At 72.4% G+C, this 25,854-nt stretch carries 26 protein-coding genes; 10 read left to right on the top strand and 16 right to left on the bottom strand.

All coding sequences use genetic code 11. The annotated features are described in order from the left end of the window. Positions 1-6: 6 nt before the first annotated feature. From O7617_RS27440 to O7617_RS27410, 7 genes are read right to left on the bottom strand one after another with little or no spacing between them, the layout of a single operon-like run. Complete coding sequence (locus tag O7617_RS27440; protein ID WP_282259093.1) at positions 7-264, bottom strand: hypothetical protein; 258 nt, start codon at positions 262-264, stop codon at positions 7-9. Next, the gene (locus O7617_RS27435) at positions 257-1,060 is read right to left on the bottom strand and encodes a sugar phosphate isomerase/epimerase family protein (protein WP_282259092.1); all 804 of its coding nucleotides are present in this window, start codon (positions 1,058-1,060) and stop codon (positions 257-259) included. The genes O7617_RS27440 and O7617_RS27435 overlap by 8 nt, the downstream gene beginning before the upstream one ends. Continuing rightward, a complete protein-coding gene (locus tag O7617_RS27430; RefSeq protein WP_282259090.1) occupies positions 1,057-2,232 on the bottom strand; it encodes a dihydrodipicolinate synthase family protein in 1,176 nt (391 codons plus the stop codon). Before O7617_RS27430 ends, O7617_RS27435 begins: the two co-directional genes overlap by 4 nt. Beyond that, positions 2,229-3,380 carry a Gfo/Idh/MocA family oxidoreductase gene (locus tag O7617_RS27425; RefSeq protein ID WP_282259089.1) on the bottom strand — a complete coding sequence of 384 codons (1,152 nt, stop codon included), beginning with the start codon at positions 3,378-3,380 and terminating at the stop codon, positions 2,229-2,231. The genes O7617_RS27430 and O7617_RS27425 overlap by 4 nt, the downstream gene beginning before the upstream one ends. A gap of 38 nt (positions 3,381-3,418) precedes the next feature. After that, the gene (locus tag O7617_RS27420; RefSeq protein WP_282259088.1) at positions 3,419-4,213 is read right to left on the bottom strand and encodes an ABC transporter ATP-binding protein; all 795 of its coding nucleotides are present in this window, start codon (positions 4,211-4,213) and stop codon (positions 3,419-3,421) included. A 4-nt stretch (positions 4,214-4,217) separates the two neighbouring features. Then, entirely contained in the window at positions 4,218-5,222 is a 1,005-nt protein-coding gene (locus tag O7617_RS27415) for an ABC transporter substrate-binding protein (protein WP_282259087.1), read from the bottom strand. Between the two features lie 34 nt (positions 5,223-5,256). Beyond that, positions 5,257-5,442, bottom strand: coding sequence for a hypothetical protein (locus tag O7617_RS27410; RefSeq protein ID WP_282259086.1), 186 nt, complete (start codon positions 5,440-5,442; stop codon positions 5,257-5,259). A 93-nt stretch (positions 5,443-5,535) separates the two neighbouring features. Between O7617_RS27410 and O7617_RS27405 the strand changes: the two genes are divergently transcribed. After that, positions 5,536-6,609: a LacI family DNA-binding transcriptional regulator gene (locus O7617_RS27405; protein WP_282259085.1), complete on the top strand. Its 1,074-nt coding sequence runs from the start codon at positions 5,536-5,538 to the stop codon at positions 6,607-6,609. After that, a complete protein-coding gene (locus tag O7617_RS27400) occupies positions 6,606-7,625 on the top strand; it encodes a phosphotransferase (protein WP_282259083.1) in 1,020 nt (339 codons plus the stop codon). The genes O7617_RS27405 and O7617_RS27400 overlap by 4 nt, the downstream gene beginning before the upstream one ends. Before the next feature lie 87 nt (positions 7,626-7,712). Here O7617_RS27400 and O7617_RS27395 read toward each other — a convergent pair whose 3' ends face one another. After that, the gene (locus tag O7617_RS27395; RefSeq protein ID WP_282258046.1) at positions 7,713-8,492 is read right to left on the bottom strand and encodes a transposase family protein; all 780 of its coding nucleotides are present in this window, start codon (positions 8,490-8,492) and stop codon (positions 7,713-7,715) included. 71 nt (positions 8,493-8,563) lie between these two features. Here O7617_RS27395 and O7617_RS27390 point away from each other — a divergent pair, with 71 nt between their 5' ends. Further along, positions 8,564-9,049, top strand: a complete 486-nt coding sequence (locus tag O7617_RS27390; protein WP_282259081.1) for a GNAT family N-acetyltransferase — start codon at positions 8,564-8,566, stop codon at positions 9,047-9,049. A 271-nt stretch (positions 9,050-9,320) separates the two neighbouring features. Here O7617_RS27390 and O7617_RS27385 read toward each other — a convergent pair whose 3' ends face one another. Next, positions 9,321-10,601, bottom strand: a complete 1,281-nt coding sequence (locus O7617_RS27385) for an MFS transporter (protein WP_282259079.1) — start codon at positions 10,599-10,601, stop codon at positions 9,321-9,323. 125 nt (positions 10,602-10,726) lie between these two features. On the opposite strand from O7617_RS27385, the gene O7617_RS27380 reads away from it, so the two are divergent. Both O7617_RS27380 and O7617_RS27375 read left to right on the top strand, forming a co-directional pair. Continuing rightward, a complete protein-coding gene (locus O7617_RS27380; protein ID WP_282259077.1) occupies positions 10,727-11,929 on the top strand; it encodes an FAD-dependent oxidoreductase in 1,203 nt (400 codons plus the stop codon). Then, positions 11,926-12,843 carry an RNA polymerase sigma-70 factor gene (locus O7617_RS27375; protein ID WP_348774154.1) on the top strand — a complete coding sequence of 306 codons (918 nt, stop codon included), beginning with the start codon at positions 11,926-11,928 and terminating at the stop codon, positions 12,841-12,843. The genes O7617_RS27380 and O7617_RS27375 overlap by 4 nt, the downstream gene beginning before the upstream one ends. 91 nt (positions 12,844-12,934) lie before the next feature. Here O7617_RS27375 and O7617_RS27370 read toward each other — a convergent pair whose 3' ends face one another. Next, entirely contained in the window at positions 12,935-13,495 is a 561-nt protein-coding gene (locus O7617_RS27370) for an NAD(P)H-dependent oxidoreductase (RefSeq protein WP_282259076.1), read from the bottom strand. Positions 13,496-13,633: 138 nt separating this feature from the next. On the opposite strand from O7617_RS27370, the gene O7617_RS27365 reads away from it, so the two are divergent. Next, on the top strand, positions 13,634-14,107 hold the full coding sequence (locus tag O7617_RS27365; protein ID WP_282259075.1) for a MarR family winged helix-turn-helix transcriptional regulator: 474 nt from the start codon (positions 13,634-13,636) through the stop codon (positions 14,105-14,107). 12 nt (positions 14,108-14,119) lie between these two features. Here O7617_RS27365 and O7617_RS27360 read toward each other — a convergent pair whose 3' ends face one another. The 6 genes from O7617_RS27360 to O7617_RS27335 form a co-directional block, all read right to left on the bottom strand. Continuing rightward, positions 14,120-14,290, bottom strand: coding sequence for a hypothetical protein (locus tag O7617_RS27360; RefSeq protein WP_282259074.1), 171 nt, complete (start codon positions 14,288-14,290; stop codon positions 14,120-14,122). Between the two features lie 2 nt (positions 14,291-14,292). After that, a complete protein-coding gene (locus O7617_RS27355; RefSeq protein WP_282264882.1) occupies positions 14,293-16,032 on the bottom strand; it encodes an IucA/IucC family siderophore biosynthesis protein in 1,740 nt (579 codons plus the stop codon). A 101-nt stretch (positions 16,033-16,133) separates the two neighbouring features. Continuing rightward, positions 16,134-16,742: a GNAT family N-acetyltransferase gene (locus tag O7617_RS27350; RefSeq protein ID WP_282259073.1), complete on the bottom strand. Its 609-nt coding sequence runs from the start codon at positions 16,740-16,742 to the stop codon at positions 16,134-16,136. Beyond that, on the bottom strand, positions 16,739-18,016 hold the full coding sequence (locus O7617_RS27345; RefSeq protein ID WP_282259072.1) for a lysine N(6)-hydroxylase/L-ornithine N(5)-oxygenase family protein: 1,278 nt from the start codon (positions 18,014-18,016) through the stop codon (positions 16,739-16,741). Before O7617_RS27345 ends, O7617_RS27350 begins: the two co-directional genes overlap by 4 nt. 52 nt (positions 18,017-18,068) lie before the next feature. Further along, positions 18,069-19,607, bottom strand: coding sequence for an aspartate aminotransferase family protein (locus O7617_RS27340; protein WP_282259071.1), 1,539 nt, complete (start codon positions 19,605-19,607; stop codon positions 18,069-18,071). A 79-nt stretch (positions 19,608-19,686) separates the two neighbouring features. After that, positions 19,687-20,718 (bottom strand): ABC transporter substrate-binding protein, encoded by a 1,032-nt coding sequence (locus O7617_RS27335; RefSeq protein ID WP_282259070.1) that lies wholly within the window; start codon positions 20,716-20,718, stop codon positions 19,687-19,689. A gap of 157 nt (positions 20,719-20,875) precedes the next feature. Between O7617_RS27335 and O7617_RS27330 the strand changes: the two genes are divergently transcribed. From O7617_RS27330 to O7617_RS27315, 4 genes are read left to right on the top strand one after another with little or no spacing between them, the layout of a single operon-like run. Beyond that, positions 20,876-21,904, top strand: coding sequence for an iron chelate uptake ABC transporter family permease subunit (locus O7617_RS27330; protein ID WP_282264881.1), 1,029 nt, complete (start codon positions 20,876-20,878; stop codon positions 21,902-21,904). After that, positions 21,901-22,929 carry an iron chelate uptake ABC transporter family permease subunit gene (locus tag O7617_RS27325; protein WP_282259069.1) on the top strand — a complete coding sequence of 343 codons (1,029 nt, stop codon included), beginning with the start codon at positions 21,901-21,903 and terminating at the stop codon, positions 22,927-22,929. The genes O7617_RS27330 and O7617_RS27325 overlap by 4 nt, the downstream gene beginning before the upstream one ends. 29 nt (positions 22,930-22,958) lie before the next feature. Then, positions 22,959-23,771: an ABC transporter ATP-binding protein gene (locus O7617_RS27320; protein WP_282259068.1), complete on the top strand. Its 813-nt coding sequence runs from the start codon at positions 22,959-22,961 to the stop codon at positions 23,769-23,771. Continuing rightward, positions 23,768-25,822 carry a penicillin acylase family protein gene (locus tag O7617_RS27315; protein ID WP_282259067.1) on the top strand — a complete coding sequence of 685 codons (2,055 nt, stop codon included), beginning with the start codon at positions 23,768-23,770 and terminating at the stop codon, positions 25,820-25,822. Before O7617_RS27320 ends, O7617_RS27315 begins: the two co-directional genes overlap by 4 nt. The last annotated feature ends 32 nt before the right edge of the window (positions 25,823-25,854 follow it).

Below are 25,854 nucleotides of genomic sequence, written 5' to 3'. Positions count from 1 at the left end.
GCGACATCACCGCGCGCCCCGACGCCGCCAGAGCACCGTGCACACCCCGGCGAGAGCGAGGCCGAGCAGCGGCGCGACACCCACGCCGGCGAGCGTGCAGGCCACCGCCAGCAGCGCCCCGCGGACCAGCAGACCGGCCACCGGCACCGCCCCGCCGTGCCGGGCGGCCATCGCCGCGCCGAGCACCAGCGTGGCGGGTGCGGTGCCGATGCCCAGCCACGCGCCGACCGCCGACGGCCAGCGCCGTACGGCACCCTCAGACAACGTGGCGCAGGTAGCCGTCCACCGCCGCGTCCAGCACCTCGGCACCCGGGCGCGCCCACACCTCGGCGGAGAAGACCTCCACCTCGATCGGGCCGGTGTAACCGGCCGCGTCCACCGCCTCGCGCAACCGGCGCAGCTCGATGCACCCGTCGCCGGGCAGCGCCCGGCCGAGCAGCACCCCCTCCGGCAGCGGCGTCACCCAGTCGCAGACCTGGAACGCGGCGATCCACTCACCGGCCCGGGCGATCTGCGCGTACACCGTGTCGTCCCACCAGACGTGGTACGCGTCCACGACCACGCCGACCACCGACGGGTCGAACCGTTCGGCGATGTCCAGCGCCTGGCCCAGAGTGGCGATCACGCAGCGGTCGGCGGCGAACATCGGGTGCAGCGGCTCGATCGCCAGCCGCACCCCGGCCGCCTCGGCGTGCGGGGCCAACTCGGCGATGGCGTCGGCGACCCGCCGCCGGGCACCGTCGATGTCCCGGCTGCCCGGCGGCAGCCCACCGGACACCAGCACCAGCTCCGGGGCACCCACCGTGGCCGCCTCCTCGATGGCCCGCAGGTTCTCCGCGCGCCAGTCGTCGGCGGAGAAGAACCCGCCCCGGCACAGCGAGGTGACGGCGAGACCGGCGTCGCGGACCAGCTTCGCCGAGCGGGCCAACCCGTACTCGGCGACCGGCTCGCGCCACAACCCGATGCCCGGCACCCCGGCCGCCACGCAGCCGGCCACCACGTCCGGCAGCGGCCAACGCTGGGCGGTGGCCTGGTTGAACGAGAAGCGCGCGAGGCTCATTGCGATACTCCCGCCACGCTGAAGAACGCCCGCGCCCGGGCCGCGGCGAGGTCCGCGTCCGGCAACAGCCCGGCCGCGTCGGCCAGGGTGAGCAGGGTGGCCAGGTGCGCCGGGGACCGGCCGGACTGCGCACCGCCGACCATGGTGAAGTGGTCCTGGTGCCCGGCCAGCCAGGCCAGGAACACGATGCCCGTCTTGTAGTGCCAGGTCGGGGCCGCGAACAGGTGCCGGGCCAGTGGCACGGTCGGCGCGAAGATCTCGTCGTACGCCGCCAGATCCCCCCGGTCCAGGGCGGCGAACGCGGCGGCGGCGGCCGGCGCGATCGCCGCGAACACCCCGAGCAGCGCGTCGGAGTGCCCCACCTCGTCGCCCCGGATCAGCTCCGGGTAGTGGAAGTCGTCACCGGTGTAGAGGCGCACCCCGGCGGGGAGCCGACGGCGCAGCGCGACCTCCCGGTCGGCGTCCAGCAGCGACACCTTGATGCCGTCCACCGTGGACCGGTGCGCCTTGATCAGCTCGACCACCGTGTCGGCGGCCGGGTCCAGGTCGACGGCACCCCAGTAGCCGGTCAACGCCGGGTCGAACATCGGGCCCAGCCAGTGCAGCACCACCGGCTCGTCGGCGGCACTCAGCAGCTCGTCGTACACCCGGAGGTAGTCATCCGGGCCGCGCGCCGCGGCGGCCAGGTGCCGGCTGCACATCAGCACCGGGCGGGCGCCGGCCGCGCGGACGTCGCCGAGCTGTTCGAGGTACGCGGCGGTGACCGCCGCCAGGGTCGCCGGACCGGTCGGCAGCTGGTCCGTGCCCACCCCGGCGACGATCCGACCACCCACCGCGCGGGCCTCGGCGGCGCTGCGGCGAATCAACTCCCGGGTGGCCGGGTAGTCCAACCCCATCCCCCGCTGGGCGGTGTCCATCGCCTCGGCGACCCCCAGCCCGTACGACCAGAGGTGCCGCCGGAACGCGAGTGTGGTGTCCCAGTCCACGGCCGCCGGGGCACCCGGCACGTTCTCCGCCGTCGGGTCGGCGACGACGTGCGCGGCGGCGTACGCGATGCGGCTGGTCGCCGGAGCGGTCGGGCGGGCGAAGCCCTCGGCGGCGCTGAACCGGTGCCGCCGCCCGCCCGGCAGCACCACCTCGGCCGTCACCGGTGGCATCACCTCGGCCGTCATGAGCGCAGCTCCGGCACCTCGACCCGGGCACCCTCGCGGGCGGAGCGCAGCCCCAACTCGGCGAGCTGCACGCCGCGCGCGCCGGCCAGGAAGTCCCAGCGGAACGGTTCACCGGCGACGACGTGCCGCAGGTACGCCTCCCACTGCACCTTGAAGCCGTTGTCGAACTCCTCGTTGTCGGGCACCTCGGCCCACTGGGCCCGGAAGTCCTCGGTGGCCGGCAGGTCCGGGTTCCACACCGGCTTCGGGGTGACCGCCCGGTGCTGCACCCGACAGGTGCGCAGCCCGGCCACCGCGCTGCCCTCGGTGCCGTCGACCTGGAACTCCACCAGCTCGTCGCGGTACACCCGCACGTTCCAGGACGAGTTGATCTGCGCGATGATCCCGCCGTCGAGTTCGAAGACGGCGTACGCGGCGTCGTCGGCGGTGGCCGGGTACGCCTGACCGGCCTCGTCGACGCGCTCGGGCACGTGGGTGGCGGTCACGCAGGACACCGCCCGCACCCGGCCGAACAGCTCCTCCAGCACGTAGTGCCAGTGCGGGAACATGTCGACCACGATGCCGCCGCCGTCCTCGGCCCGGTAGTTCCACGACGGTCGCTGGGCGGGCTGCCAGTCACCTTCGAAGACCCAGTAGCCGAACTCGCCGCGCACCGAGAGGATCCGGCCGAAGAAGCCACCGTCGACGAGGCGCTTGAGCTTGCGCAGACCCGGCAGGAAGAGTTTGTCCTGCACCACGCCGGTGCGTACGCCGGCCGCGTCCGCCGCCCGGGCCAGGTCGAGCGCGGCGGCGGTGTCCTCAGCGAGGGGCTTCTCCGTGTAGATGTGCTTGCCGGCCTCGATGGCCTGCCGGATCGCCTTCTCCCGCTGCTGGGTGACCTGGGAGTCGAAGTAGATCTCGACGTCGTCGCGGGCCAGCGCGGCGGTCAGGTCGGTGGTCCAGTCGGTCAGCCCGTGCCGCTCGGCGATCTCGCGGAGCTTCGTCTCGTTGCGCCCGACCAGGACCGGTTCCGGCCAGATGGTCGTGCCGTCGGCCACCGTCACGCCGCCGGACTCGCGGATGGCCAGCAGCGACCGGACGAGGTGCTGGCGGTAGCCCATCCGTCCGGTCACACCGTTGACGATGATGCCGATCGACCTGCGGGTCATGGTGTTCCTTCCGTCGTGCTGGTCGTGCCGATCCGCGCTCAGTGGTTGGCGGCCGCGCTGCCGAGCAACCCACGCAGGTCGGTGGCGAGCCGGTCGAAACGGGGATCCGACATCACCGTGGCGTAGTCGCGGTGCGCCGGCAGGTCGACCGGGAAGGTGCGGATGATCCGGCCGGGCCGGGGGCTCATCACCACGACCCGGGTGCCGAGGAAGACCGCCTCGGCGATGGAGTGGGTGACCAGCACGACGGTGGTGCCGGTCTCCCGCCAGATCCGGTGCAGCTCGGCGTTCATCTGCTCCCGGGTCAGCGCGTCCAAGGCGCCGAACGGCTCGTCCATGAGCAGCACCGGCGGGGAGTGCAGCAGCGCGCGGCAGAGCGCCACCCGCTGCTGCATGCCGCCGGACAACTCGTGTGGCAGGGCCTTCTCGAAGCCGGTCAGGCCGGTCATCTCGATCAGCTCGTCGGCCCGGCGGGCCGCCTGCGCGCGGTCCATGCCGCGCATCTCGGCCTGGAGCAGGATGTTGGCCCGGGCACCGCGCCACTCCAACAGGGCGGCCTTCTGGAAGACGAAGCCGATCTCCTTCTGCGGGCCGCGTACCGGGCGTCGGAGCAGCGACACCGCGCCGCTGGTCGGCGTGACCAACCCGGCGACGATCTTCAGCAGGGTGGACTTGCCGCAGCCGGACGGGCCGACGATCGTGACGAACTCGCCGGGTTCGATGTCCAGCGACACGTCGTCCAACGCGGTGGTCTGCGACCGCCGGGAGGTGAACCGGACGGTCACCCCGGACATCCCGATGGCGGTGCCGGTGGCTGCCGGCGCGGCGGTCACCGGGTCACCCCTGCGCCGCGTACGAGGAGTCCCAGTACGCGTCGGGCGCGCCCGGGTCCTTCAGCTCCGCGTAGCGGGACATCAGGTCGATGGTCTCGGTCCACTGGGCCTCGGTGTTCACCCCGGGGGGCCCTTCGCCGCCGAGCAGCGGCAGCACGAGGGTGAGTTGTTTGGTGAGCACCTCGGGAGCCGGCTCGTTCTCGGCGAGCGCGGCCATCGCGGTCACCGCGCCGGCCGGGTCGCGGGCGGCGTCGGCCCAGGACTTCTGGGTGGCCTTGACGAACTTGCGGGCCAACTCCGGGTCCTTCTGCAGGGTCTGGGTGTTGGCGATCAGGCCGGTGCCGAGCAGGTTCATCCCGTAGTCGGCGAAGAGCAGGACGTCGACCTTCTTGCCGGTCTTGCTCTCGATGGTGGGCGCCTGGTCGTGGAAGAAGCCCATGATGGCGTCGACCCTGCCCTCGGCCAGCGCTGCGATCTTGCCGGCGGCGTCGACGTTGACGACCTTGACGTCGGTCTGCTGGAGGCCGTTCTTCTCCAGCCAGGCCGGGAAGGTCGCGTAGAGGGCGTCGCCGGGCGTACCCCCGACGGTCTTGCCCTTGAGGTCCGCCGGTGTCTTGACGGCCTTGTCGGCGAAGAACTCCACCGAGGAGGGGCCCTTCTCCAGGTACGCGCCGAGGCTGCGCACCGGCATCCCGGTGGCCACCGACTTGAGCAGCACCGGGCTGTCGGCCCAGCCGAAGTCGGTCTGCTTCTGGGCGACCTGCTTGACCGTGTTGCCCGACCCGTTGCCGGGCAGGATCTTCAGGTCGATGCCCTCGGCGGAGTAGTAGCCGTTCTGCAGCCCGTAGTAGAACGGCGCGTGCTCGCCGTAGGGCACCCAGTTCAGGGTCAGGGTGACCTGCTTCCTGCCGTCGGCGCCGGTAGTGCCGGCGGAGTCGTCCCCACCGCAGCCGGTGGCGGCGAACAGCAGGGCGGCGGTGACCAGGATGGTGGTGGCGGTGCGTTTCATCGGTGCCTCCGTGATGGGGTCGGTCAGGAGGTGGTCAGGGACACGCCGGCCCGTACTCGGTGGCGATCCGGTGGTGGTGGGTGACCGCGTCCTGCACCTGGAGCAGGTGGACGCTGGCCTGGCCGTCGCTCTCGGCGATGAAGCCTCGGCGGGTGGTCCCGCACGAGCAGCGCCGGGCGGGAAGTTCGTCGAGTTGAAGTACCGCGAAGCTGTCGGACACGGCCGGGCCTCCCTGCGGGAAAGGGCTTTCTCTGCGGTACCGTGACGCTAGTCGGCACGACGAAACGCCGTCAACAGATCGAGGGGGCGGGCCATGGCGACCCTGTCCGATGTGGCGCGCCGCGCGGGCGTCTCACCCGCCACCGCCTCCCGTGTCATCAACGGCAGCAGCAAACCGGTCACCGACGAGCTGCGTGAGCGGGTGCTCGCCGCCGTCGCCGAGTTGCAGTACGTGCCGAACGCGCACGCCCAACTGCTGGCGCGCTCACACCGCAGCGCGGTGGGCGTGATCGTGCACGACGTCTCCGACCCGTACTTCGCCGAGATCACCCGTGGGCTGCAACGCGTCGCCACCGACCAGGGCCGGCTGCTGATGATCTGCAACAGCTACCGGGACCCGGACCGGGAGTTGGAGTACGTGGAGCTGCTGCGCGGGCACCAGGTGGCGGCGTTGATCCTGGCCGGCTCCGGCTACCACGACGAGGCGTTCACCAGGCAGCTCAACGAGAAGCTCGCCGCGTACGAGGCGACCGGCGGGCGGGTCGCGGTGATCGGCCGACACGAGCACTCCGGCGACGCGGTGATGCCGGACAACCGGACCGGCGGCTACCTGGCCGGTCGGGAACTGTGCGGGCTGGGGCACCGGGCGATCGGTGTCGTCGCCGGGCCACGGATCCTGACCACCACGACCGATCGGCTGGCCGGCCTCCGTCAGGCCCTCACCGAGCAGGGCCGCGAGCTGCCGGAACGGCGCATCCGGTACGCGGAGTTCGACCGCGACGGCGGCGCGGAGGCGACCGCTCGACTGCTCGACGCCGATCCGGAGCTGACCGCGATCGTGGCGCTCAACGACTCGATGGCCATCGGCGCGCTCGCCACCCTGCGAGCGCGCGGGCTGGCCGTGCCGCAGCAGACGTCAGTGGTGGGCTTCGACGACATGCCGATCGCCCGCGACGTGACCCCGGCGCTGACCACCGTCCGACTGCCCCTCGTCGACATGGGAGCGCGGGCGATGTCCCTGGTGCTCGGTCCCGGGGCACCGGCGCCCCGGGTCGAGGTGCTCGCCGCCGAGCTGGTCCGCCGGGCCAGCGCCGGGCCCGTTCCGCCTGCCGTCCGCGCCACCGCCGGCGCGATGCCGCGCGCACGGCGGGGGGAGGCGGCGACGTGACCGAGGTCAGCCCGACCCAGCGGCCTCTCACCAGCACCGACGTGGCGCATCTGATCAGTGCGTCGTTCGGGCCGCACACCCGGGTCCGGGACACCGGGCCGCTGACCGGAGGTGGATACGCCACGGTCTGGTGGGCGTCGCTCGACGACGACCGCCGGGTGGTGCTGAAGGTGGCTCCGCCGGCCGGGACTCCGCTGTTGCGCTACGAGCGCGGGCTCTGCGCGGCCGAGGCCGACTACTTCCGGCTCGTCGCCGACCGTGCGCCCGAGGTGCCGACGCCGGTCGTGTTGCATCACGGCGCCGACGCGGCGTACGGCGAGTGGTTGGTCACCACGATGCTGCCCGGCCGGTCGCTGTCCGACCTGGCCGGGGCCGGTGTCGCGGGCGACGACGGCCCGGCTCGCCACGATCTCGGGGCGGCCCTCGCCGCGGTGCACCGGATCACCGGCGACCGGTTCGGCTACGACGGAGACCGGCCGTCCGGGTCGACCTGGCGGGCCGCGTTAACGGCGATGCTCGACGCGCTGCTCGCCGACGCGTCCGACTGGGACGTCCGGCTGCCGTTCTCCCCGGAGCGCCTGCACACGTTGGTGGATCGGCACGCCGACGTGCTGGACGAGGTGCGTCGCCCGGCGCTGCTGCACTTCGACTGCTGGGACGGCAACGTGCTGGCCGCGCCCGACGCGGACGGCCGGCTGCGGCTGCGCGGTCTGGTGGACGGCGAACGGTTCCTCTACGGCGATCCGCTGCTGGACCTGGTCTCGCCGCTGCTGTACCGGCGGGTCGAGGACGACCCGGAGCATCCGTTGCTGCGCGGCTACCGGGCTGCCGCCGCCGAGCCGCTGCTGCTGGACGCCTCGGCGCGTCGTCGGCTGGGTCTGTACCGGCTGCATCTGTACCTGCTGATGACAGTGGAGATGCCCAGCCGTGGCATGACTGCTCGCACCCACCCGGGGCGGCACGCCCGACTGACGAGTCTGCTCGATGAGGAGATCGCCGCGCTCGCCACGAGCTGACCGAATTCTCGTTGCTCCGACGCCGGGCCGCCGCCTAAGGGATGTCTCGTAACTGGGTGAAGGTGTTGCCCTGGACCGGGCCGGTGGTCAGCCGGTCAGGATGATGTTGTGGAGGTTGGCGATGCCGGAAGCGGCTTCGGCCAATGTGTGGCCGGCGCGGCGGTAGTCGCGCAGGATCTTGAAGTTCTTCATCCTGGCCAGGGCGTGTTCTACCCCTGCTCGAACCGTGCGGTGTTCGACGTTGAGGGCTTCCTTCCAGTCCGGCAGGGAACTGCCGTCGGAGGGCTTGCGGTACGGCATGATCACCTCCGGGTTGCCCCGGTAGCCGCCGTCGGCCATCACCGGCCGCCCGTCCAACGTCTCGGCGATGCCCGAGGTGCGGTAGACGATCGTGTCGTTGCGGTTGCCCGGCTGCGGGTCGCCGACGGCGATGACCAGGCGGGTGGAGGCGTCGATGGCGACCTGCAGGTTCGTCGAGTACCGGTAGTTCTTGCTCCGGGCGGCCAGCCGGTGATCGCGGGTCGGGACCAGAGTCCCGTCGACGATCGCGATCTGCTCGACCGGTCGCTTGCGCACCGGCGCCAGGGCCAACAGCGGCGCGAGGGTGTCGATGACCCGATGCGCCGCGGAGTGCGACACCCCGAACAGCGGACCGATCTGGCGCATCGTCAGGTTCGTGCGCCAGTACGCGGCGACGAGCAACACCCGATCGGCGAGGTCAAGAGCCCACTGCCGGCCCGGCCGGCCATCGGCGATGCCCTCACCGCCACGCTCGGCGACCAGCCGGACCAGCTTGCGGAACTGAGCGGGCTGCAACCCGGTGAACGGAAAGATCCACTCCGAGCGAGCTGCCGTGATCACCTGCACCCCGGCATCCTGCCCGACCATCCTCAACGGACAGACGCCAGGGTTACGAGACATCCCTTAGCGTGCCGACCGTGCGGATTCGGGATTTCGAAGCGGCGGACTGGTCGCAGGTGTGGCCGATCATCCAGGAGGTGATCCGGGCGGAGGAGACCTTCACCTACGACCCGGCGATGACCGCCGAGCAGGCGTACGCCGTGTGGGTGGAGATGGCACCGGGCCGGACGGTCGTCGCGGTGGACGGCGAGCGGGTGCTGGGCACCGCGAAGATGGGCGCCAACAAGCCGGGGCCGGGAGGGCACGTCGCCACCGCGAGCTTCATGGTCGCCGCCGACACCCGGGGCCGGGGCGTCGGCACCGCGCTGTGCCGCGACGCCCTGACCTGGGCCCGCGAGCAGGGGTACGCGGGCATGCAGTTCAACGCCGTCGCGGAGAGCAACAGGTCGGCGGTGGAGCTGTACCGGCGGGAGGGCTTCGCGGTGATCGGCACGGTGCCGGGCGCATTCCGTCACCCCACCCTCGGCCGGGTCGGTCTGCACGTCATGTACCAGGAGTTCTGATCGACTCTCGCTCGGGGCCCCGTGGCGGTGGTCGGGTCCTGTGGAGCTGATGTCACAAACGAATCGGGACCCGCCGCGCCGCCGTTGCGTCTGCCGCCACCCGGCGCGATCGATCCCGCCACCCCGGCTCGACCGCCTCCCGCCACCCCGGCGCGACCGCCCCCGGCCTCCCGGCCGCGATCGCCCCGCCACCCCGCGCGATCGCCTCGCCGCTGCCCGGGCCGGCCCTCTCAGACAGGTGAATCGTTTGTGGCATCAGCTCGACAGGGCCTCAACCGCCGATGGTGCCGCCGGCCGGGGCCGCGCTCAGCCCCGACGGCGCCGCGGTCGGCTCCGCTCCGGCGCGGCGGATCGGGCTGAAGAGGCCGCCGACCGCGACCAGCAGGCATCCCGCGCCCGCAGCGAGGGTGACCACCGCCACACCGTATCGACCGGCGGCCCAGGTCAGCACGACCGCACCGGCCGGGCCGAGGGCGTAGTGCGTGCTCCAGAAGGCCGACGTGACCCGGCCGAGCAGGTGGTCGGGGGTGATCTCCTGGCGCAGCGACATCGAGCAGATCCCGCCGACGCTCAGACAACACAGGTACACGGCGGTCAGCGCGGTGACCGCCGGCACGCTCGTCGCGAGGCCGACGCCCGCCACCGCGAAGCCGCAGACGGCGTGCGCGCCGATCCAGGTGGCGCCGAATCCGCGTCGTCGGCGCAGCGGGGCCACCAACAGCGCACCGGTGACCGTGCCCAGCGCCGCCAGCCCGAGCACCGTGCCGACGGTGCCCTCGGAGCGGCCGAGGTCATGGGTGACGTGGTAGATCAGCACGTCGACGAAGCCGTAGGTCAGGAAGATGAAGACCGACAGCAGGACGGTCAGCGCGCGCAGGACGGGCTGCCGCCACAGGAACCGCGCACCGGCGAGGAACTCGACCAACGGGCGCTCCCGGGTGCCGGTGTCGACAGGTGCGGGGCGCAGACGGATCAGCCACAGTCCGGCGGAGGAGAGCGCGAAGCTCGCCGCGTTGACGGCGACGGCGGTCGCCGGGCCGAAGCGGGCCGCCACCACACCGGCGAGCAGCGGCCCGAGCACGGCGGCCGCCGCGTACGTCGCCTGCAACCGGCCGTTGGCCTCGGTGATCCGATCCCGGTCGACGAGGTTGCGCACCGCGGTCACCGCGGCGACCTGGAACACCATGCCGGCGGCCTCGCAGATCGGCAGCACCACGAAGAGCAGCCACACCTGTGGGCCGGCGAGCCACGCCAGCGGCACCAGGCCGTAGAGCACCAACCGGGTCAGGTCCGCCACGATCATCAGGGTGCGGCGGTCGTACCTGTCGACAAGCACGCCGCCGAAGACCCCGGCGGCGACGGACGCCGCACCCGCGACGGCGGTGAGCAGGCCCATCCGCGCCACCGACCCGGTCGCCTGGAGGACCAGCAGCGGCACCGCGAGATAGGCGAACGAGTCGCCGGCCGCCGAGAGCGACTGCGCGACCCAGTACGTGCCGAAGGTGCGGTCCCGCCACAGCGGTGCCCTACCAGCGGCGCCTGATCGGCTCATCGCGTCAACGCTAGTGGGCACAGCCGTACGACGCAGGCCGTGGCGGGCGTCACATCGCACCGATGTCACGAACCGGCGTGCGCCCCGCATCTCGTGGTCGTCAACCTGATCAGAGAGGCGAAACAATGAGTGCGTCACATCCACAGGCCACGGCGGGCCCGCATCGCGTTCTGATCCTGGGTGCGGGCTACGCGGGCATGGCCGCGGCGACCCAACTCGCGGCACGGACCAGGCGGGCCGACGTACAGGTGACCGTCGTCAACGCGCGGGAACGGTTCACCGAGCGCCTCCGGCTGCACATGGCGGCGACCGGGCAGCAGTTCGCCGAGCTGGACATCCCCGAACTGCTGGCGGTGACCGGTGCGCAGTTCGTGCGCGGCTGGGTCACGGCAGTCGACGCGCAGGCGAAGACCGTCCGGGTCGACGACAGCCGGGAGCTGCGCTACGACACCCTGGTCTACGCGTTGGGCAGCGTGACTGACACGGCGGCCGTGCCGGGCGCCGAGGACCACGCGTACACCCTGGACGGCCCGAGCGGCGCGCCAGCGCTGGCCGACCGGCTGGCCCGGCTCGGCGGCGGCACCGTCGTCGTCGTCGGCAGCGGGTTGACCGGTGTGGAGGCGGCTGCGGAGATCGCGGACCGACACCCGGGGCTCGACGTCACGCTGGTGGGCCGGCAGGATCCCGGCGCGGCCATGAACACGAAGGCCCGAGCGTACCTGCGGGCCGCGCTCACCCGCCTCGGTGTCCGCGTGCTCAGCGGCGCCCCAGTCACGGCGGTCCTTCCCGACGGGGTGGTGCTGGCCGGTGCGGAGACAGTGGCGGCGGACGTCGTCCTCTGGACGGCCGGGACACGGGCGGCGCCGCTGGCGGCCGCCGCAGGTCTGACCGTCGACGAACGCGGCCGGGTGGTCACCGACACCACGTTGCGGTCGGTGTCGCACCCCGACGTGTACGCGATCGGCGATACGGCCGCGATCCGGCAGGGCTACGGAGTCCTGCACGGCACCTGCCAGAGCGGCATGCCGACCGGCGTGCACGCGGCGGTGTCGATCGCCCGCACGCTGCGGGGTCGGCGGCCCAAGCCGTTCCGGTTCGGCTACTACCACACGCCGGTGAGCCTGGGCCGCAACGATGCGGTCGTTCAGTTCACCCGCCCCGACGACAGCCCTCGCCGAGGATGCCTGACCGGGCGGACGGCGGTCTGGTACAAGGAGACCGTGAGCGCCTCGCCCTGGCCGACCTACCGCCGCATGTCCCGGCTGCCCGCCTCCGGTGCTTTCTGGCCACGCGGCGGTCGCTTCACTCGGGTGCGGGACGCGCGGTGACCCACCCGTCCGACGTCGACGAGCAGATGTTCCACAGCCATCGCAACCTGCTGTTCTCGGTGGCCTACCGGATTCTCGGGACCGCGGCCGATGCCGAGGACGCGGTGCAGGACGCCTGGATCAGATGGTCCTCGGCGGACCGTTCCCAGGTCGCGGATCCCAAGGCGTACCTCGCCCGCATCGTGTCGAACCTCGCGATGCAGCGATTGCGCTCGGCCCGACGACAACGCGAAACCTATGTCGGACCGTGGTTGCCCGAGCCGATCCTGACCGACGGGGACACCGCCGACGCCGTCACCGACGCGGAGTCCGTGTCGATGGCGATGCTGGTGGTGCTGGAGACTCTCAGCCCACTGGAACGGGCGGTGTTCGTCCTGCGGGAGGTCTTCGCGTTCAGCCACGCGGAGATCGCGGTGGCGGTGGAGCGCTCCGAGGCCGCGGTCCGGCAGACCGCCCACCGCGCCCGCGAGCACGTACGGGCCCAGCGGCCACGCTTCACCGCCGACCCGTCGCAGCAGCGCGGCGTCACCGAGCGATTCCTCGCCGCCTCGACCGGTGGCGACATCAACACCCTGCTGGAACTCCTGTCCCCGGACGTCACGTTGTGGACGGACGGTGGTGGGAAGGTTCGCCAGGCCCTGCGTCCCATCCGGGGCGCGGATACGGTCGCCGCCTGGTTCGCGGCCATCGGCACCGTCCCCTACCAGGGCGTTCAGCCGCACGACATGCGCGCCGACCTGGTCGAGATCAACCGTGGACCGGGACTGGTGTTCAGCGGTGCCGGCCGGGTGGTCGCCACCGTCTCCTTCGACATCGACGCCGGCGGCCGGATCGTCACCATCCACAACGTCGCGAACCCGGACAAGCTTCGGGCGGTCGCCGAGGGCACCACCCACCCACTGGCGACGCGCTGAGCGCAGCAGGGCTGGGGGCGCGCACTGGACGCCGGAACGCACGGAAACGGCCGCGGGATGGTCCCGCGGCCGTTTCCGAGGAGCGGAACGCTCAGGCCTTGCGCAGCGGAGCGAGCGCGGCGCTCCAGGCGACCACCTGGTCGAGCGTGGTGGTCAGCGCGTCCTGCTGGAACGGGCCGGGCTTGAAGGTGCTGAAGTTCTCGAAGTCGGTGAACAGCGACAGCGCGACCTGCGAGCGCACGTCCGCCATCTGCAGCTCACCGGAGATCAGCCGCAGGTGCTCCACGGCGCGGGCGCCGCCGACCGAGCCGTAGCTGACGAAGCCGACGGCCTTGTTGTTCCACTCGGCGTACAGGAAGTCGATGGCGTTCTTCAGGGCGCCTGAGGTGGAGTGGTTGTACTCCGGGGTGACGATGACGAAGCCGTCGTACGAGGCGATCGTCTCGGCCCACCGCTTGGTGTGCGGCTGGGAGTACTGGCCCATCGAGGGCGGGTACGCCTCGTCGAGGTGCGGCAGCTGGTAGTCGAGCAGGTCGATCAGTTCGTACTCCGCGTCGTTGCGCTGCTTGGCGATCTCGAGCACCCAACGGGCGACGGCTTCGCCGTTACGCCCCGGACGGGTGCTTCCGAGGATGATCCCGATCCTGGTCATGTGTGGCGCCTTTCAGAGGGTCCTTACCTGACGGCGAGAACGCTAACCGGTGCTTGATTGGTCAAGCAAATACCTCGCCTATGGTCGTCGTCACACGGAGGGTAACCATTTGCTCAGTCAAACAAGTATGGTATGAGGATGTCCAACCCCTCCGCGGAGACTCCGCAACCCCTCACCCCTGACGAGGAGGCCCTGGTCCGCGCCCTGGGGCAGGTGATGTACACGCTGCCCCGCACGATCGACGCGGACATGGTCGGTGACCGTCAGCTACCACTCACCGAGTACACCGCCCTGATGAACCTCTCCGAGGCACCGGACCGGCGGCTGCGCATGCACGAACTCGCCGCGCTCTGCTACCTGTCGCTCAGCGGCATGACCCGCACGATCATCCGCCTGGAGACGCAGGGCCTGGTCAAGCGGGAACGCTGCGAGGAGGACGCCCGGGGCTGGAACGCCGTCCTCACCGACGCGGGCTTCGCCCGCCTGGAAGAGTCCTGGCCCAGCCACCTGGCCGCCGTCCGTCGCCGGTTCCTCCAACACTTCGAGGGTCACGACCTGGCCCGGCTGGCACGCGCGTTCCGGCAGGCCGGTGCGGCGGAGCCGACCGACTGAGCCGCGACCGGCTCAGCCGGAGTGCCGTGCCGACACCACCAGGGCCCAGGCCAGCAGCCCGAACGCGCCGGTCGACGCGACGGCCCGCACCACGTTGTCGCGTACCCAGGTGGTCTCGAAGCGCTCCCGCACCGCCGCGCCCCATTGCACCCGTTCGCCCGCCCGCTGGCCAGACCCCGGCACGGTCACCGGGCCGGGGCGTGGGCGGCGAGGGGGTTGGTGAGGGTGCCGACGAACTGCAGAGCCGCCGACGGGTCGGCCAGGTCGACCATCTGCTGGTTGTTGCGCAGTTGGAGCCGGTTGAGGCAGGACAACGTGAACTCCGGTGCGAACAGGTCGTAGTGGCGGACCCGCTCGGCCAGGTGCGGCACCCGGTCGAAGTAGTCGACGGCGCAGGCCGCGACGGTACGCCAGAGGTCGTCCTCGGCGATCACGCCGGCCTCGACCAGGACCGCGTTGAGGTGGCGCAGGAAGCAGTCCACCACGTCGGTGAAGATGCTCAGCAGCTTGGTGTCGTCGGGCACGTCGACCCGGATCCGCTCGACCGCCTCCGGCAGCTCGACGTCGGCGCTCATCACCGCGATCTCCTCGGCGATGTCCTTGAAGATCACCCGCTCGACGGTGTCGTTCTCGTCGAGGACGAGGATGACGTTCTCGCCGTGCGGCATGAACGCCAGGTCGTGGGCGTAGAAGCTGTGCAGCAACGGGGTGAGGTAGGCGTCCAGGTACCGGCGCAGCCACACCTCGGGCGTCAGCCCGGACCGGGCGATCAGCGCCGCCGCGAGCGACCCGCCGTCGGGGTCGACGTGCAGCAGCGCGGCCATGGTGGACAGTCGACGCCCCGGCGCCAGGTCGGGCACCGGGCTCTCCCGCCACAGGGCGGCCAACATCTTGCGGTACGGGGAGGTGCGGTCGGTCGCCGCCTCGTACTGCCGGTGCCGGTAACCCACCGCGGCCCGCTCCCGGATCACGGTCAGACCGGTGCCGGTCAGCACCTCGTCGCCGGCGATCAGGTCGGCCAACCAGTCGTTGATCGCCGGGGTCGCCGCCATGTACGCGGCCGACAGGCCCCGCATGAAGCCCATGTTCAGCACCGACAGCGCGGTCTTCACGTAGTGCCGGCTCGGCTCGCTGACGTTGAAGAACGTGCGGATGGACTGCTGGGCCAGGTACACGTCCGGTCCGGGGCCGAGGTGCACCAGGCGGCGCTCGGCCAGCTCCCCGGCGAAGGTGACCGCCAGCTTGTTCCACCACTGCCACGGGTGCGCGGGGATCAGGTGGTAGTCGGCCAGGTCCAGGCCCAGAGCGGTCATCGTGGCGGCGAAGCGGGCCCGGGTCTCCGCGTCCAGCTCGCCCTCGATGAGCCGCTCGTAGTCGAGGTCGGCGGCACTGCTGAACGTCGAGTGGTCCCGGTGCGCGGCGAGCCACTCCAGCCGGACCGGCGCGGCGACCTCCGGGGCGTAGCTGTGGTACTCGTCCACGCCGAAGCCCAGCCGACCGTTGTTGGCCACGAAACACGGGTGGCCCTCGGTCATCGACGTCTCGATGGTCTGGAAATCGGCCTCGGCCAACTCGGCGGCGCTCGGCGCGGCCTGCGCCAGCTTGTACGCGGTGCCGGCCAACGTCGAGGTGATCTCCTCCAGGTAGACCGGGAGCACCCGCGCGGAGAGCCCGAGGGTGCCGCGAAGCTCGACGACGAGGTCCACCGCGTCGGGCGGCAGCGACGTGCCGTCGCGGTGCCGGGTGATGCTGTCCGCGTCGATCTGCCAGTGCTCCAGGGCGAGCACCCGGGCGGCGAACCGGTAGCTGACCGTGTCGTCGTCGCTGCGGACCTCGTACCACTGGCGGTCGTCGGAGCCGGGCACGGGCTGCGGGGTGAGCAGCCGCTCGTGGGTGAACTCGGCGAGCGCCTTGCGGACCAGCAGCCGGTTGGCCCGGGCCCAGCGCTCCGGGGTGAGGTGGCCGACCGGGCTGCCGGCGGCGTTCCCGGCGGTGGCGGACGTCGGGGTGGGGACGGCGGTGGCGGTCACGCCGGGGCTCCTTCGGTTCGGGTGGTGGCGGCGCGATCCGCTGCGGCGCGGGCGACGGCGGCTTCGAACTGTGCACGGGTGCAGACGCTGAGCAGGGCGTCCTTCTCCGGTTTGGCGATCGGGCCGACGACCTCGAACCCGACGGCCGCGTTCAGCGCGTGCACGGCGGTGTTGCGGACGTCCGGTTCGACCACCACCCGCCGGGTCGTCGGGTCGGCGAAGAGCCAGGCCATGACGGTGGTCAGCACCGCCCGGGTGAAGCCGTGCACCGGCGTGCCGACCGGGGCGCAGAGGAAGTGCATGCCCACGTCACCGGGTTCGTGGTCGTAGCGGCCGACCAGCTCGACGTGGGCCGGGTCGTACCGTTCGGCGAGGAAGGCGGGACTCCTCCGCCACAGCCCGAGGTACGCGTCGTGGTGCGGGTGCGCGGCGATGCGCGCGTACTCCTCGGTCACCCGGGCCTCGTCGGCGTCCTGCATCAGCCAGAACGCCGCCTTCGGGTGGGTCACCCACCGGTGCAGCAGCGCGGCGTCGGCGTCCGGGTCGAGCGTACGCAGAGCGAACTCACCGAGCCGGTCGTCGACGCGGGCGAAGACGACGCTCACGACGGCACCCCGAACTCCTGGAAGGTGATGCTCTTCTCGATCGGGTAGTGCTCCCGGCCGAGCAGCTCGCGGATGATCCAGGAGTTGCGGTAGGGGCCCATGCCCAGGTCCGGTGACGTGATGCTGTGCGTGTGGGTGCCCGCGTTCTGCAGGAAGATCCCCCGCCCGCTGTGGTCGATGCTGTAGTTGCGGGCCACGTCGAAGCGGCCGTGCGCGTCCCAGCGGATCCGCTCGCGCACCGGGTCGAGGAACTCCGGCACCCGGTAGTGGTAGCCGGTGGCGAAGACCAGGCCCTCGGTCCGCAGCGTGAAGTCGCGCTCCTGCTCCACCTGACGCAACCCGAGGGTGTAAGTCCCGTCCTGGTGGTCGGCGCCGACCAGCTCGGTGTTGGTGAGCAGGCGGGTGTTCACCGGCCCGTCGACGCTGTGCGCGTACAGCAGGTCGAAGATGTCGTTGATCAGGTCGGAGTTGATCCCCTTGAACAGCCCCTTCTGCTCGCTCTCCAGCCGGTAGCGGGTCGCCTCGGGCAGCGCGTGGAAGTAGTCCACGTAGTCCGGTGAGGTCATCTCCAACGTCAGCTTGGTGTATTCCAGTGGGAAGAACCGCGGCGAACGGGTCACCCAGTTGAGCTGGTAGCCGTACCGGTCGATGTCGCCGAGCAGGTCGTGGTAGATCTCGGCGGCGCTCTGCCCACTGCCCACGACGGTGATGCTGCGCTTGGTGCGCAGCGCGTCGCGGTGCTCCAGGTAGCGGGAGTTGTGCACCGCGTCGCCGGGCAGCGCGGCGACGGCGTCGGGCAGGTAGGGCGGGGTGCCGGTGCCGAGCACCAGGTGCCGGGCCCGGTACTCCACCGTCTCGCCCGCGCCGGTGTCGGCCCGGACCACGTACCGCTCGTCGGCGTCGTCGTATTCCACGGTGGTCACGGTCTGACCGAAGCGCAGGTTCGGCAGTTTCGCCGCCGCCCACCGGCAGTACGCGTCGTACTCGCTGCGCAGCGGGTAGAAGCTCTCCCGGATGTAGAACGGGTAGAGCCGGCCGATCTCCTTGAGGTAGTTGAGGAAGGAGTACGGCGACGTCGGGTCGGCGAGGCTGACCAGGTCAGCGATGAACGGGGTCTGCAGCCGGGCCGACTCCAGCAGCATGCCGGGGTGCCAGGCCAGGCTGGGGCGGGCCTCCAGGAACACCCCGTCCAGGTCGTCGATCGGCGCGGTGAGGCAGGCCAGGCCCAGGTTGTACGGGCCCAGCCCGATGGCGACGAAGTCGTGGGTGGACATGCGAGTCTCCAGGCGCGGTCGGCGTCAGCCGACGTGGCGGGTCAGGTCGGCGTCAGCCGACGTGGCAGGTCAGGTCGGCGGCCGTGCGCTCGTGCACGTACCGGCCGGCGTGGTGGGCGATCAGTTCCAGCACGTGGTCGACGTCGTCGACGGTCGTCGCCGGGTTGAGCAGGGTGAACTTCAGGAAGTGGTGACCGTCCACCCGGGTTCCGGCGACCACGGCGAGGCCGGACGCCGCGAGGGCCTCCCGGGCGTGCAGGTTCGCCGCGTCGGCCAGCTCCCGGCCGGGGCCGGTGGGCAGGTAGCGGAAGACCACCGTGCTCAACTCCGAGCGGGTGACCACCTCGAACCGGGGGTCCTCGCTGACCAACTGCCAGGCGTCGGCGGCCCGGTCGATCACCTCGTCGAAGAGCGCGCCGAGCGCGTCCGGGCCCATCACCCGCAGCGTGAGCCACAGCTTCAACGCGTCGAAGCGGCGGGTGGTCTGCAGGCTCTTGTCGACCTGGTTGGGGATGCGCTGCTCGACCATCCGCGCCGGGTTGAGGTAGTCGGCGTGGTACGTGGCGTGCCGCAGGGCCCGCCGGTCGCGGACGAGCAGCGCGCTGGAGCTGACCGGCTGAAAGAACGACTTGTGGAAGTCGACGGTGACCGAGTCGGCCCGCTCGATGCCGTCGAGCAGGTGCCGGCGCGTCGGCGAGACGAGCAGACCGCAGCCGTACGCGGCGTCCACGTGCAGCCACACCCCGGCCGACCCGCAGATCGCGGCCAGCTCCGTCAACGGGTCGATCGAGCCGAAGTCGGTGGTGCCGGCGGTGGCGACGACAGCCATCACCACCAGCCCGGCCTCCCGGCACCGCGCGATCTCCGCGCTCACGGCGGCCGACCGGATCCGTCGACGGCTGTCGGTGGGGACCACGATCACCGCGTCCGGGGAGAGCCCGAGCAGCTTTGCCGACTTCTGCACGCTGAAGTGACCGGCGGCGGAGGTGAGCACCCGCAGCCGGGGCAGCAGCTCGGCGCGGGCCGCCGGGCCGATCGCGCCGACGCACGCCTCCTCGCGGGCCAGCAGCAGCGCCTGGAGGTTGGACTGGCTGCCACCGCTGGTGAAGACACCGTCGGCGTCCGGGCCGAGCCCGATCCGCGCGGCGGTCCAGTCGATCAGCCGCCGCTCGATGAGCGTCGCCCCGGCACTCTGGTCCCAGGTGTCCAGTGAGGAGTTGACGGCGGTGAGCACCGCCTCGCCGAGCAGCGCCGGGATGGCCACCGGGCAGTTGAGGTGGGCGAGGTAGCGGGGGTGGTGGAACCAGACGGCGTCGCGCAGGTAGACGTCCTCCAACTCGTCCAGCGCGGCGCCGGTGTCACCCAACGGCCGGTCCAGGTCCACCCGGTCGACCAGGGGGGCCAGCTCGGCCGGGGTGATCCCGGTGCCGGGCCGGTCGGCGGTGGCGACCCGGCGGGCGACCCGGTCGACGCCGTCGGCGATCGAGCGGCGGTACTGCTCCACCGACGCGTCGTGCAGCAGGTGGGCCCGCGCGGCGGCGGGCGTCGGTGACGGCGCGATGGTCTCGACGGGGTACGTCGGCACGGTCACGGGATGTCCTTCCACGTTCTCGACGAGGGCAGCGGAGACCCACCCCGGGCGCGGCGGTGCGCCCGGGGCGGTGGGTTGTTCAGCTGACCTTCTTCGCGTTCCGGATGGCGGTGGCGAGGTTCTCCAGCAGCGGGGCGGAGCCGGCGTACGAGAAGCGGGGCACCGCGTCCCACGGGGTCACCTGGTCGGCCTTGACCGCCGGCAGTTGCTGCCAGGTCGGCTTGGCGGCGAGGTCCTTGGGCTGAAGGGCGGTGCTGCGGTTGTCCAGCAGGATCAGGTCGGCCGGGAACTTGGCGGTGTTCTCCCAGCTCAGCGCCTCGAAGTAGTCGCCTGCTTCGAGCTTGGTGGGGACCACGATGTCGACGCCCAGCTCGGCGAAGTACATCAGGTCGGTGCTGACCTTCGGGTTGGAGACGTAGAAGAGGTCGGGGCTGCCGGAGCAGGCCATCACCTTGATGCCGGGGTTGGCCTTGACCGCCTGCCGGACCGACTCGGCGGCGGCGTCGAAGCGGGCCTTCGCGTCGGTGACCTTCTTCGCGGACAGGTCCGCGCCGAGCGACTCGGCCAGCGCGGCGTAGCGCTCGATCGGCTTGGTCATCGGCACCCGGGCGGTGGTGACCGCCACGCTGGGCGCGAGCGGAAGGATCTTCGCCTTGCTCTCGTCCGGCACGTACCAGAGCGCGTCCGGGTCGTACATGTGGGTGACCAGCAGTTCGGGGCGCAGCGCCGCGTACTTCTCCAGGCTGAACTCGCCCCACACGTTGCCGAGGATCTCGACGGCCTCGACGTCGAGGTCACCGGCCTGCGGGTCGGCGGTGCCGTCGGCACGCTTCGTTTCACCGAACACGCCCACGAGCTGCCTGTCGAGACCGAAATCGATCAGGGCCGCCGCCACGCCGGTGAAGGCCACCACACGCGTCGGCCGGGCCTTCGCCTCGACCTTCGTGCCCCGGTCGTCGGTGAACGACCAGGGGCCGTTTCCGTTGCCGGCGGCGGGCTTCGCGGTGTCGTCAGTGCCGCATCCGGCGAGCAGGGTGGCCAACGTGGCGGCACCACCGGCGGCCAGGAGGCCACGGCGGGAGAGACGACGTGCGGACAGGGCATCGGGCATGGTGTTGTCTTTCGATCAAAGGTTGGCCGGACTCGACCAGGGCAGCGGGGTTAGGTTAGCCTAACCTCGGTCATTGTCAACAGCGGCCGGTCGTGCCGCCATCACTCCGGAGCCCACACTGGACGCCACACCCACCGTCACCAGACCGGCACCACGCGTGCCGGACCGGGCCCCGGCGGTCTTCCCGGTCCGACGCGGCCGTCAGGCGGCCCGCGCCGCCGGTCTGATCGCCGCCGTGACACTGCTCGGAGTGATCGTGCTGCTCAGCATCGCGGTCGGGGCGAAGGCCATGCCGCTCGCCGACGTCTGGTCCGGCCTGCTGCACCGCGACGCCGCCGAGTACGCGGTGGTGCACCGGATGCGCCTGCCGCGTACCCTCCTCGGGCTCCTCGCCGGCGCCGCGCTCGGCGTGGCCGGCGCCGTCATGCAGGCCCTCACCCGCAACCCCCTCGCCGACCCCGGGCTGCTCGGCATCAACGCCGGGGCGTCCGCGGCCGTCGCCACCGCCGCCGCGTTCCTGGGCGTCACCGCCGTCGGCGGGTACGTCTGGTTCGCGCTGCTCGGCGCGGCGGCCGTGACCGCCCTCGTCTACGCCGTCGGCGGCGGACGTGGGGCCACCCCGGCCCGCCTCGCGCTGGCCGGAGCGGCGCTCAACGCGACCCTCTACTCCTACGTGATGGCGGTGATGCTGCTGGACACCGCCTCGCTGGACCGGCTGCGGTTCTGGACGGTCGGCTCGCTGGCCAGCGCGGACACCGCGACAGTGCAGCGGGTGCTGCCGTTCATCCTCGTCGGCCTGCTGGTCGCGCTCGGTTCCGCCCGCCCGCTGAACGCGCTCGCCCTCGGCGACGACGCGGCGCGGTCCCTGGGCGCCCGGCCGGTGCTGATCCGCGCCGCCGTGATCGTGGCGGTCACGCTGCTGTGCGGTGCGGCGACCGCCGCCTGCGGGCCGATCGTCTTCGTCGGGCTGCTGGTGCCGCACCTCGTCCGCGCCCTGACCGGTCCGGACCTGCGGTGGCTCCTGCCGTACTGTGCGGTGCTCGCGCCCGCGCTGCTGCTCGGCGCCGACGTGCTCGGCCGGGTGCTGGGTCGACCGGGAGAACTCCAGGTCGGCATGGTGACCGCCGTGCTGGGCGGCCCGCTCTTCCTGTGGCTGGTCACCCGTCGACGGGTGGCGCAACCGTGACCGTTCTGCGTACCCCCGGGGGTTTGTCGCTGCGGTTCCGTCCCCGGGCGCTGGCCGTCGGCGTCGGCGCGGCGTCGCTCGCGGTCGGCCTCGGCCTGGTCGCCCTGGGCAGCGGTGACTATCCGATGGGCCCGGCCGACGTGCTGGGCACGCTCGTCGGCGGTGGCACCCCGGCGGAGCAGTTCATCGTGCACGACCTGCGACTGCCCCGACTGGTCACCGCCCTGCTGGTGGGCGCGGCGCTGTCACTGGCCGGTGCGGTGTTCCAGTCGCTGGTCCGCAACCCGCTGGGCAGCCCGGACATCCTCGGCTTCACCCAGGGCGCGTCGGCCGGCGCGCTGGTGGTGGTCGTCCTCGGCGGCAGCAGCCTGGCCCTCGCGGGCGCGGCGGTCGCCGGCGGGCTCGCCACCGGGCTGGTGATCTACGCGCTCGCCTGGCGGCGCGGTGTGCACGGCTACCGCCTCGTCCTGGTCGGCATCGGCATCGCCGCGATCCTGACCGGAGTCAACGGCTACCTGCTGACCCGGGCGCCCCTGATGGACGCCGCCCGCGCGGTGCTCTGGCTCACCGGCAGCCTGGACGGGCGGGGCTGGGCGAACGCCGGGCCGCTGCTCGGCGTCCTGGTCGTGGTGGCACCAGTGGTCCTCGTCGTCTGCGGTCCGGCGTTGCGGATGATGGAGTTGGGTGACGACACGGCCGGCGCTCTCGGCGTGCCGGTGCGCCGGCTGCGCCTGGTGCTGCTCGCGGCGGCGGTCCTGCTGGTCTCGTTCGCGGCGGCTGCCGCCGGGCCGGTGTCCTTCGTGGCGCTCGTCGCGCCGCACGTGACGAAACGGCTCACCCGGGCGCCCGGCCCGAACCTGCTGCCGTCGGCGGCCGTCGGAGCGGCGCTGCTGGTCGGCGCCGACCTGCTGGCCCAGCGCGCATTCCCCGGGCACCAGCTTCCGGTCGGCGTGGTGACCGGAGTGATCGGCGGCGGCTACCTGGTCTGGCTGCTCGCGACGGAACGCCGGGCGGGTCGGCTGTGAACACCCGCGAAGCCCTCGAAGGAGCACCCATGCACCCCGGCACCTCCCGGCTCGGCGGCACCGCGCTGACCCTCGCCTACGACCAGCGCACCATCGCCGAGGACCTGACCGTCGCGGTTCCGGACAACTCGTTCACGGTGATCATCGGCCCGAACGCCTGCGGCAAGTCGACACTGCTGCGCGCGCTGTCCCGGATGCTGCGGCCGAACGCCGGCACCGTGCTGCTGGACGGGCGCGACATCCACGACCAGCCGGCTCGCACCGTCGCCCGCACACTCGGCCTGCTCCCCCAGTCGTCGATCGCGCCGGACGGCATCAGCGTCGCCGAGTTGGTCGCCCGGGGTCGCTACCCCCACCAGGGGCTGCTGCGGCAGTGGTCGCGCGAGGACGAGAGGGTGGTCGAGGAGTCGATGGCCGCGACCGGCGTCGACGACCTCGCCGACCGGCCGGTGGACGAACTCTCCGGCGGGCAACGGCAGCGGGTCTGGATCGCCATGGCGCTGGCCCAGCAGACCCCGCTGCTGCTGCTCGACGAGCCGACCACGTTCCTCGACATCGCCCACCAGATCGAGATCCTGGACCTGTGCGCCCGGCTGCACGAGGAGCAGGGACGCACCCTGGTCGCCGTGCTGCACGACCTGAACCACGCGGCCCGCTACGCCACCCACCTGATCGCCATGCGCGACGGCCGCGTGGTGGCCGCCGGTGAACCGGCGTCGGTGGTCACCGCCGATCTGGTGGCTGAGGTGTTCGGGCTGCCCTGCCGGGTCATCGACGACCCGGAGACCGGCACCCCGCTGGTCGTCCCCGCCGCCCGCCGCCGCGCTGTCGAGCCCGCGTGAGCACCGGGCGTTTCCGCGACCGGTGGGGCGTGCCGCACCTGCGTGCCGACGACCCCCTGACGCTGGTGACGGCGCAGGGGCGGGTGACCGCGTACGACCGGGCCTGGCAGATCGAGGTGGAACGACACCGGTCGCAGGGCACCAGCGCGGCGTTCCTCGGCGTCGACGCGCTCGACTGGGACCGGTTCGCCCGACGGGTACGACTCGACGACACCGCACGCCGCTGCCACGCCGCGCTCGACCCGGCGACCGCCGAGTGGGTGGGCGCGTACGTCGCCGGGGTCAACGACGGCCTCGCCGCCGGGGCGGCCCGCGCGCCGGAGTTCGCCGCGACCGGGCTGCGCCCGGGCCGGTGGGAGCCGTGGACGCCCCTCGCCGTCTGGCTGGGCCATCACATCCTGTTCGCCGGGTTCCCGAGCAAGCTCTGGCGGGAACACGTGGCGCAGCGGCTCGGCCCGGACCTCATCGAGGCGTTCGCCACCGACGGACCGGCCGTCGCCGGCAGCAACGGATGGCTGCTCGCCGCCGAACGTACCGGCACCGGGGGCGCGCTGCTCGCCGGTGACCCGCACCGGTTCATCGAGGACCCGGGGGTCTACCAGCAGATCCGGTTGGCCTGCCCGGAGTACGACGTGATCGGGCTTGCGATGCCCGGCGTGCCGGGCATCGCGCACTTCGGGCACGCCGGTCCGGTCGCCTGGGCCATCACCAACGCGATGGCCGACTACCAGGACCTGTACGCCGAGCGGCTGCGCCGCCAGGACGGGCGGGTGCAGGCCCTCGGCCCGGACGGCTGGCAGCCCGTGCACCGCCACGTCGAGACGATCGAGGTGGCCGGGGCGAGCCCGGTCGAGGTCGAGGTGCTGGAGACCGACCGGGGTCCGCTGATCGTCGGCGGGTCCGGTGACGAGACGGCGATCAGCCTGCGCTACCCGCCCCGGGTGCGCGCCGAGCTGGGGTTCGCGGCGCTGCCGGAGCTGCTGCGCGCCCGCACCGTGACCGATGTGGACCACGCGCTGCGGCACTGGGTGGAGCCGGTCAACGTGGTGCAGGCGGCGGACACCGCCGGTGGGCTGCTGCACCGGGTCGCCGGGGTGGTGCCGGTACGGCATCCGGACAACGGGCGTCGGGTCGTGCCCGGCTGGGACGACACGTACACCTGGCAGGGGTGGTACGCGCCGATGCCCCGCGCCGAGGTGGTCGGTCGGGCGGTGATGGCCAACGAGCGCGGCCTGGCGACGCCGCTCGGGGTGGAGTTCGCCGCGCCGCACCGGGCGCACCGCATCGCCGAGTTGCTCGACGCCGGTCGGGGCTGGACGGCCGACGACATGGCCACCGTGCACACCGACACGTACCTCGGCTCGGCCGGGCCGCTGCTGGCGGTGCTGGCCGAGGCGAGCGGGCTCAGCCCGAAGGCCGCCGCCCTGCGCGACCGGCTGCTGCGCTGGGACCGACTGATGACAACCGACAGCGTCGACGCGGCTGCCTTCGCCACCGTGCGGGCGGCCGTCGTACGGCGGATCGCCGCCCATCCGGCGCTGGCCGCGCTAGCCGAGCCGCCGGCGTACCCCGAGGTGTTCGCGCCCTGGTTGGCGGTGACGCCGCGCGTCGGCTACGCGCTGGAGCACCTGCTCGGCGGCAGCCCGCTGCCCGGTGTGGATCCGGCGGCGGTGGTGCGGGCGGCGGTCGAGGAGGTCGCCGACGCGGCGGCCGGGCCGGCGCGCTGGGGGGACCTGCACCGGCTGGCGGCCTGGCGGGCGCTGCCCGACCCGGACGCCGGCCCCGGCCCCCGACTCGACGGCGACCACGACTGTGTGCTGTCCACCTCCAGCGTCCCCGGGGTCACCCACCGGTGCTTCCGCGGGCCGGCGGCGCGTTTCGTCTGGGACCTGGCGCGGCGCACGGACAGCCGTTGGGTGGTGCCGCTGGGCGCGTGTGGAGTGCCCGGCGACAGGCACCACGACGACCAGGGCCCGGCCTGGTCGGCGGGCGAGCTGCTACCGATCGTCACCGACTGGGACCGACTCGTCGAGGAGCCGGACGAGCACTGATCGACACCGCAGCCTGGTGCGGAACAGCCGCC

It is taken from the genome of Micromonospora sp. WMMD1155, assembly GCF_029581275.1.
Classification (GTDB): domain Bacteria; phylum Actinomycetota; class Actinomycetes; order Mycobacteriales; family Micromonosporaceae; genus Micromonospora.
The sequence above is the reverse complement of the archived record's forward strand: the minus strand, read 5'-3'. Positions and strand labels throughout refer to the sequence as shown.

What these genes read in the sequence shown, in the direction of transcription:
- O7617_RS27435 (WP_282259092.1), bottom strand. Translation starts at nt 1,060, where the DNA reads ATGAGCCTCGCGCGCTTCTCGTTCAACCAGGCCACCGCCCAGCGTTGG.
- O7617_RS27430 (WP_282259090.1), bottom strand. Translation starts at nt 2,232, where the DNA reads ATGACGGCCGAGGTGATGCCACCGGTGACGGCCGAGGTGGTGCTGCCG.
- O7617_RS27425 (WP_282259089.1), bottom strand. Translation starts at nt 3,380, where the DNA reads ATGACCCGCAGGTCGATCGGCATCATCGTCAACGGTGTGACCGGACGG.
- O7617_RS27415 (WP_282259087.1), bottom strand. Translation starts at nt 5,222, where the DNA reads ATGAAACGCACCGCCACCACCATCCTGGTCACCGCCGCCCTGCTGTTC.
- O7617_RS27405 (WP_282259085.1), top strand. Translation starts at nt 5,536, where the DNA reads ATGGCGACCCTGTCCGATGTGGCGCGCCGCGCGGGCGTCTCACCCGCC.
- O7617_RS27385 (WP_282259079.1), bottom strand. Translation starts at nt 10,601, where the DNA reads ATGAGCCGATCAGGCGCCGCTGGTAGGGCACCGCTGTGGCGGGACCGC.
- O7617_RS27380 (WP_282259077.1), top strand. Translation starts at nt 10,727, where the DNA reads ATGAGTGCGTCACATCCACAGGCCACGGCGGGCCCGCATCGCGTTCTG.
- O7617_RS27370 (WP_282259076.1), bottom strand. Translation starts at nt 13,495, where the DNA reads ATGACCAGGATCGGGATCATCCTCGGAAGCACCCGTCCGGGGCGTAAC.
- O7617_RS27365 (WP_282259075.1), top strand. Translation starts at nt 13,634, where the DNA reads ATGTCCAACCCCTCCGCGGAGACTCCGCAACCCCTCACCCCTGACGAG.
- O7617_RS27345 (WP_282259072.1), bottom strand. Translation starts at nt 18,016, where the DNA reads ATGTCCACCCACGACTTCGTCGCCATCGGGCTGGGCCCGTACAACCTG.
- O7617_RS27335 (WP_282259070.1), bottom strand. Translation starts at nt 20,718, where the DNA reads ATGCCCGATGCCCTGTCCGCACGTCGTCTCTCCCGCCGTGGCCTCCTG.
- O7617_RS27320 (WP_282259068.1), top strand. Translation starts at nt 22,959, where the DNA reads ATGCACCCCGGCACCTCCCGGCTCGGCGGCACCGCGCTGACCCTCGCC.